Here is a 7,287-nt window from a genome sequence, read left to right as displayed (position 1 = left end):
GTTATGGCTGTTGTAATTCAACGACTTCCGCCACATACTCTTCTTGGGCTAAAGCCAAAGTTTGATTTTCAAGTTAGAAGGAATACTGTTTTTTGCCCTCTGCCCGTGACCGAAGGGAACAAGGGTTTAAGACCCCCACCACAATCTCTGATTTGGTGGCCTCAATTAAGGAGGGGTCTGAATCCCCTTCTTAATTGTCCCTTCTGCCCTCTGCCTCCTGCCTTCTGCCTTCTTCAATGATTATTCAGCATTTTCAGTGCTGCTAGTTGTGCTTGAGCTTTGTGCAGAGATTCATACCATTCTTTTTCAGGATCGCTGTCTGCAACAATTCCGGCACCTACTTGTCCCCAAACAATGTTGAGTGGGGGATGGGGAGATGTAGCTTTAGCTTCTTTTTGGGAGACGCTAGCGCCAACCCGCAGGGTGGGAGATGAGGAAGTAATTTCTTCGCGTACTCCCCTGACCACGCCACCTTCATTCATGGGTGCTAGTAGCAGGGTGCGGATTAAGATATTTAAGTCTAAATTACCACGCCAATCTAAATAGCCACAGGAACCGTAGAATAAGCTGCGCCGCACTGGTTCTAGTTCTTCGATAATTTCCATGCACCGGATTTTGGGACAGCCTGTAATTGTGCCACCTGGGAAAGTAGCGCGAATTAAATCAATGGTGGTGCGATCGCTTTTTAAAGTACCTTGGATGTTGCTCACAAGGTGCATCACATGGCTATATCGCTCAATTGTCAGCAATTCGTCTACAACAACACTTCCCCATTCACACACTCGCCCTAAATCGTTGCGTTCTAAGTCCACAAGCATGATGTGTTCTGCACGTTCTTTGCTGTTGCTAAGTAAATCTTGTGCCAGTTGCATATCTTGTTCTGGAGTTATACCACGCGATCGCGTGCCGGCGATGGGTCTGGTTTGTGCTTGTCGATTTTGCAACAATACCAACCGTTCCGGGGAACAACTCATTACTTCTCCCCAAGGCGTTTGCCAATAGCTGGCAAAAGGTGAAGGATTGATTTTTTGTAAGGCTTGGTAAATTTCCCACCCAGAAGCGGCTGTGGATGCTTGAAACCGTAAGGAAAGATTTGTCTGAAAAATATCTCCAGCTTGAATATATTTTTTCGCCTGATTGACAGAGGTTTCATAATCTGATTGACATGTCAAGAAAAGAGGCGGCAAAGCAGAAAGCAGCGAGCAGGGGGGAGGATTTTCTCCTTTGTTCCCTACCCCCTGCCCCTCTACTTCTTTCTCCAAGTTTTTCTGTAACTCATCGAGTCCATTGGGATGGCTGGCGGCTAACCAAAGAATTTGTTCGGCGTGGTCTAAAACTGCAAAACAATCTGGTTCATACCAAAAAGCTACGGGAAATGGCAGGGGATCAATTTTATTAGTCGGTAGCTGTTCAATTTCCCATGCGACATCGTAGCCTAGCCAACCCAACCAACCACCGTTAAAAGGAAGGTGGGATGGGGCATTGGGCATTGGGCATTGGGCATTGGGCAGAAGTGGGGGAGGGGAAAAATTCATCTCCCCTGCTCCCTCATCACCTTGCTGCAACAATTTTTCTAGGAGGGGGAAAACTTCCCCTAGTGCTGGCGTCCACATTTGGGGAACGCCATCGATTACACGGGGAGCGCCTGCACAGATAGAATATCGACTGAGTTGGGGATGTTCGATGGGGGTTGGGTAGGGACTTTCCAGTAAGGTAGCAATTCCTGTGGTGGTGCTGGGGCGAAACAAGGCAGCAAAAACTTCGGAACCTGTGCGCTTTTCTAAGGGTAGCGATCGCCAATACCAAGCCTTGGTCATACTATAATTAGAAGCTTTCTATTTTCAAGGGTGGCAAATTAGACTTTAGTTCCTACAGCTAGCCGTATTCCCCAGAATAAGATTAAAGTTGCAATAGCAACCCAGTCAAGAGCTTTTAATCGTAAGTCGTGCCACTGGACTCGATGCTCGTTGGGACTGGTAAAACCCCGCACCATCATTGCATTGGCCATTTGTTCGGCTCGTAGGAGAAGATTATCTAACAATCTCTCTGCCACTGTCATCCAAACCTTAAATGCTCCTTTTAATCCCAGCTTTTTCCAGTTGATTGCCCTTGTCATTACAGAACGAAATAAGTTTTGGACTTCTTCTAAAACTAAAGGTATAAAGCGCAAAGATAAAGTTAAAGTTAAAGTAATTTCTGTAACAGGCAACTTCAAACGCCGTAAGGGTTGCATTAAGCTTTCTATACCAGATGTGATTTCTTCTGGTGCGGTTGTCAGTAGATACAGATTGGTGCTGTAAATCACAGTAAATATAATCGAACTCAGACTAATTCCCAAATCCAAAGAACGGCGAGTCACTCTGACGGGGCCTTTATGAAATAGTACGTAGCTGTATTTTTGCCCATTACTTGTTTCTTCTGGAGCTACATTATTGGAATTTGCTGGCTGAGTTAATATTTGTTCATTTGCTGGTAGGCGTGGCTGATAATTTATACCCATTGCATCTGGACTGATGGCTGCGATGGCTAAGACGAAAAATGATAGCATCAACAGCCAACCCATTTGTTGCCGCCATACTCGTCGGGGAATTTTTGCAAATAAGGTCGTAATAATCAACATTACCACCAACAGTACCCGCCAAAAGTTGTTGGCTAAGACATAGCTGGTTAAAAAACTCATCAACCAGGCAAACTTGACTCGCGGATCGATTTTATGCAACCAAGTTTGGGGTTGTTCTAAATAAAGTCCAAGTGGTAGCGATCGCAGTAAATCCATGTTTTGATTTTAGATTTTAGATTTTGGATTTTGGATTATGACGGTGGTTGTGATTCTCTAATGTTTTGGACTTTAACCTAATTTGCCCGAATCTAAAATCTAAAATCAAAAATCCAAAATTCTAGACGCGTGTTGCTCGATTAACACTACCACTTTCAACATCACGAACTTTTTTACTCCGCCAGAGTAAACGAATGGGGCTACCTTTAAATCCTAGCTGTTGCCGGAATTGTCGCTCAATGTAACGACGATAGTTGTCGTTAAAGCGTTTGGCGTCGTTGACAAATAAGGCGATGGTTGGCGGTTGGGTACTCACTTGTGTACCATAATAAATTTTGCCCTGACGGCCACTGCGCGATGCTGGTGGTGAATGCCAACTTACTGCATCTGTTAAAACTTCATTAATCACTGATGTGCTAACGCGGCGTTTGTGTGATTCCGCCGCTATGTTCGCTATGTCTAAAATCTTTTCTATCCGTTGTCCTGTTAAAGCACTAACAAAGATTGTTTCCGCCCATTCAGTGAAATGTAACCGTGCTTGCAAACTTTTTTCGTAGTCGTAGATTGTGTAAGAGTCTTTTTCCACAACATCCCACTTATTAACTACGATGATGCAAGCTCTACCTTCGTCAATAATCCGCCCAGCTAATTTTTGGTCTTGCTCTGTAACTCCATCCACAGCATCTAGTACTAATAAAACCACGTCAGCGCGGCGAATTGCTTTGAAAGCGCGGTTTATGCTAAAAAATTCTGTGCCGTATTCTATTTGTTTCTTTTTGCGAATACCGGCGGTGTCAATCAAGCGATAGGTTTGCCCGTTTCGTTCCACAACAGTATCAATCGCATCGCGGGTTGTACCAGAAATGGGGCTGACAATTGCTCTTTCTTCACCAACAAAAGCATTGAGTAAACTAGATTTGCCGACGTTTGGGCGTCCGACAATTGCAATTTTGATTTCGTTATTTTCTGGGATTTCTCCCACAACAGGAATGTGATTAATTAACTCATCGAGTAACTCTCCAGTGCCACTTCCATGAATGGCTGAGATGGGATAAGGTTCCCCCAATCCCAATTCCCAGAATTCAGCCGCTTGGATTAAGCCTTGTTCTGGAGATTCGCATTTATTGACAGCTAGTAGCACTGGTACAGGTTGTTGGCGCAACCAAGTAGCGATTTCTTGGTCTGCGGATGTGGGGCCTGTTTGACCATCGACAACAAAAATAGCAGCACTGGCTTCTCTGAGTGCTGTCATTGCCTGTTGGCGAATCAGGGGTAAAAATTCCGTATCATCATTAAAAACTAAACCGCCGGTGTCTACCACCAAAAACTCACGATCGCGCCAGTAAGCATCCATGTAAGTGCGATCGCGTGTCACCCCTGGTTCATCATGGACAATCGCCGTTTGTTCCCCTGCGAGACGATTAACCAGGGTAGATTTGCCCACATTTGGGCGTCCGATAATAGCAACAATTGGCAGTCCCATAAAACCAGGGTAAGTGAGAAATGTAGTATATCACATAGTTTCATTATATTGAGCTAGAGGGGCAAGGGAAAAGGTTAATGGTTCGACAAGCTCACCAACCGGGAAAAGGAATCAATTTACTCTTTCCCCTTTTCCCCTTACCCCTTTCCCTTTTCCCATACCCTATGCCCCATGCCCTATTTAGCTAGTTAAAAAATAAAAAAAGGTAGGTGACCCTACCTCGAACCCAAAAAAAGCATTTTGTAACCAAATACCAGATCAAATATCACACAGCTTTTTGACAAATCCATTGCAATGCTATGACGAAGATGTGACACTTAATTTTCAGTGGATTTTGCAATTAATCCAAGTTGCAACCCAGGCGGATAAGTACCTTCTTGTTTGGTACGCTTAATTTCGGCATCTGCAATCCGCAAATTTAATTTTTGTGCTAATGCCCTGACAATATCTCCCCGGTCAATGACTCCAGCTACCGCACCAGCGGGAGAAAGGACGGTAATCCAAGGTAATTGCTGATTTTCTAGTTTGTTAATTACTTCAACTAAAGATGTAGACTCGCTAACATGGGGTATTTCTGTCAAAGGACGGGCGATGTTGTGTACAGTTTGGGTTTCCCATTGACTTCTTTCAATTAAACGCAAATTGTCAATGGAAACTAAACCCCGATAACGTCCATCAGAAGCAGCAAAATAAACTTGTAAAGGAGCTGTTTCCAATAGGTATAAATCGGCAAAGGAACGCAATGTCTGGTCAGCATCAACTACTCGATAGTCGCGGGTCATGGCATCGGCGGCCACGACCTTCAATAAGCTTTCTTGCAATGTGGTGACGTTGTCATAACTGTTAGCGTTGCGGACAGCAAACCAGCCCAACAGCGCAACCCATAAACCAAGTACTAATTCTCTGGTGAAGAAATCTATAACAAATCCAAAGGCGATGGCAGTGTAACCCAAAATTTGCCCGGTTCTTGCAGCCCAGTGTACGGCTTGGAAACGATTACCTGTTATTTGCCATAGTGCTGCTTTTAACACTTGTCCTCCATCTAGAGGTAAACCGGGAATCATGTTAAATAGTGCCAGCACTAGGTTAATTCTTGCCAAATCTCCCACCATCATGCTGACTGCACTGGTATCAGGTAAAACAGTAGCTACTAAACGTAGTAAAAAAAATAGTATGACACTCACCGCAGGGCCAGCGATCGCTACTTGAAAGGCTTGTGCTGGAGTTTTAGATTCTTCTTCAATGGCAGCGATGCCACCAAACAAAAACAGAGTAATAGAGTTAACTTTAATCCCTTGCGATCGAGCTACTAAGCTGTGACCCAACTCATGTAACAACACCGAAGCAAATAGCAGCAGTGCCATCACGATTCCTGCACTCCAAGCTATAACATTCCCCAATTCTTGGTAAGCCACCCCAAAGTTCAGAGTTGCCAACCCTAAAATTACAAACCACAGCGGGTCTAAAAACAGAGGAATTCCAAATAAAGACCCTATTTTCCAATTTGTTTGCATTACATTGTCCTAAAACTAGATATTTTCAATAGCTCCTACACCGCGATTTTTCGTAAATTTTGGTAAGTATATCTTCCTGGGCATTATTCACGTTGATGCTCAGTTATCAAAAGCTCTAATTTCTAGAATAGACAATTAATGCCTGTGAGCAAAAGTGGGGAGTGGGTAGTGGAAAGATGAGGGAGACAAGGGAAGAAAGACAAGGAGAGAAGTCACCACCCCAAGCTTCCGGCGATAGCGCAGCTTTAGCAAGCTTGCGAGGGTTGGCTTATCTTCTTTAAGAAACGCCAAAAGCGAACGACGAACAGAACTTAACAAAGACAAGGTAGCAATCTTTCTCTCCGAAGTTCTGATGGTCGGAAACCTCTGCTCAGACTTCTCTCCTTGTCTACCCCTTCTCCCTCATCTCCTCATTCCCCCCTCTCCCTCATCTCCTCACCTCACTACTCCCACCACAACGGAGTTTGGTCAATGCAAAGTTAGAAGCAAGGCTTGTGTAATTTAAAACCTACAGACGGCCGATGTTAGTAAGTCCTAAAACAATACCAATGCCGATTACATGACCAAAAGCCATTGCACCAATGAATGTTGGAATACTAACCGGCAAAATAGGTAACTTGGGGCCTACTAAGGGTTTTTCAATCCTAGTACTGAGCAAAAGAACTAGTAGGCTACTAAGGCTGATGATGATTCCTACTGTGGGAGTCCAGACGGGTGTTGGAGGAACAGATGCTGCGGCTGCTAATAAAGTAGACGAAATCAAGCTTTTGTCTCCTAAATAGAAAGTTAATGTAGACCTACAAGATTATAAAGTTAGCAGGCGCAAAAGTTTTTGAGATAGTTTAGACTTTTCTGATGATTATTTGAAATTTGTGAAATTTTGATGCGCGTTAAGATTTGCGGTATTACTCAACCAGAGCAGTCCATAGCGATCGCCTCTCTTGGCGCAACTGCACTAGGATTTATTTGTGTGCCTAGTTCGCCTCGCTATGTTACTACGTCCCAAATTCAAGCAGCAGTGGCACAATTACCAGAAAATATAGATAAGATTGGTGTTTTTGCCAACGCCAGCATTGACGCAATCAAGCAAATAGTTATAGATTCTGGCTTAACTGGAGTTCAGTTACACGGTGATGAATCGCCAGAATTTTGTGACCAATTACGCGAAGCTTTGTCTAATATTGAAATCCTAAAAGCATTCAGAATTCGTACTCCCGAACAGCTTCAGACAACAGCTAATTACACAAATTACGTAGACACTTTATTATTCGATGCTTACCATCCCCAACAACTAGGTGGTACAGGCAAAACCTTAGATTGGAAAATGTTACAGCAATATAGTTCCAATCGCCCTTGGTTTTTAGCTGGGGGACTAACAACAGATAATATTATCCAAGCTTTGAGTCAGGTAAATCCCGGCGGCATTGACTTATCTAGTGGACTAGAACGCGCACCTGGAGATAAGGATTTAGCTAAGGTAGCACTTTTATTTGAGCGCTTAGGGAGAAGGGGAG

6 protein-coding genes are annotated in these 7,287 nt (G+C 43.9%); 1 reads left to right on the top strand and 5 read right to left on the bottom strand.

Annotated features, from left to right (window positions below):
- Positions 1-233: 233 nt before the first annotated feature.
- From GNE10_RS29710 to psaK, 5 genes are all read right to left on the bottom strand, one after another.
- Positions 234-1,817 (bottom strand): anthranilate synthase component I, encoded by a 1,584-nt coding sequence (locus tag GNE10_RS29710; RefSeq protein ID WP_185569322.1) that lies wholly within the window; start codon positions 1,815-1,817, stop codon positions 234-236.
- A 38-nt stretch (positions 1,818-1,855) separates the two neighbouring features.
- On the bottom strand, positions 1,856-2,776 hold the full coding sequence (locus GNE10_RS29705; protein WP_099068468.1) for an energy-coupling factor transporter transmembrane protein EcfT: 921 nt from the start codon (positions 2,774-2,776) through the stop codon (positions 1,856-1,858).
- A gap of 121 nt (positions 2,777-2,897) precedes the next feature.
- A complete protein-coding gene (gene der / locus GNE10_RS29700; protein WP_099068467.1) occupies positions 2,898-4,259 on the bottom strand; it encodes a ribosome biogenesis GTPase Der in 1,362 nt (453 codons plus the stop codon).
- 317 nt (positions 4,260-4,576) lie between these two features.
- Positions 4,577-5,773 carry a site-2 protease family protein gene (locus GNE10_RS29695; RefSeq protein WP_185569320.1) on the bottom strand — a complete coding sequence of 399 codons (1,197 nt, stop codon included), beginning with the start codon at positions 5,771-5,773 and terminating at the stop codon, positions 4,577-4,579.
- Between the two features lie 508 nt (positions 5,774-6,281).
- Complete coding sequence (gene psaK, locus GNE10_RS29690; RefSeq protein WP_185569318.1) at positions 6,282-6,536, bottom strand: photosystem I reaction center subunit PsaK; 255 nt, start codon at positions 6,534-6,536, stop codon at positions 6,282-6,284.
- 120 nt (positions 6,537-6,656) lie between these two features.
- Between psaK and GNE10_RS29685 the strand changes: the two genes are divergently transcribed.
- Positions 6,657-7,287: phosphoribosylanthranilate isomerase (locus GNE10_RS29685; protein ID WP_185569316.1), on the top strand; the 631-nt coding region annotated here is incomplete at its 3' end.

The organism is Nostoc sp. 2RC, assembly GCF_014222165.1.
Taxonomy (GTDB): Bacteria; Cyanobacteriota; Cyanobacteriia; order Cyanobacteriales; family Nostocaceae; genus Nostoc; species Nostoc linckia.
Note: the sequence above shows the minus strand (reverse complement) of the source record. Positions and strands in the feature narration are given on the sequence as shown.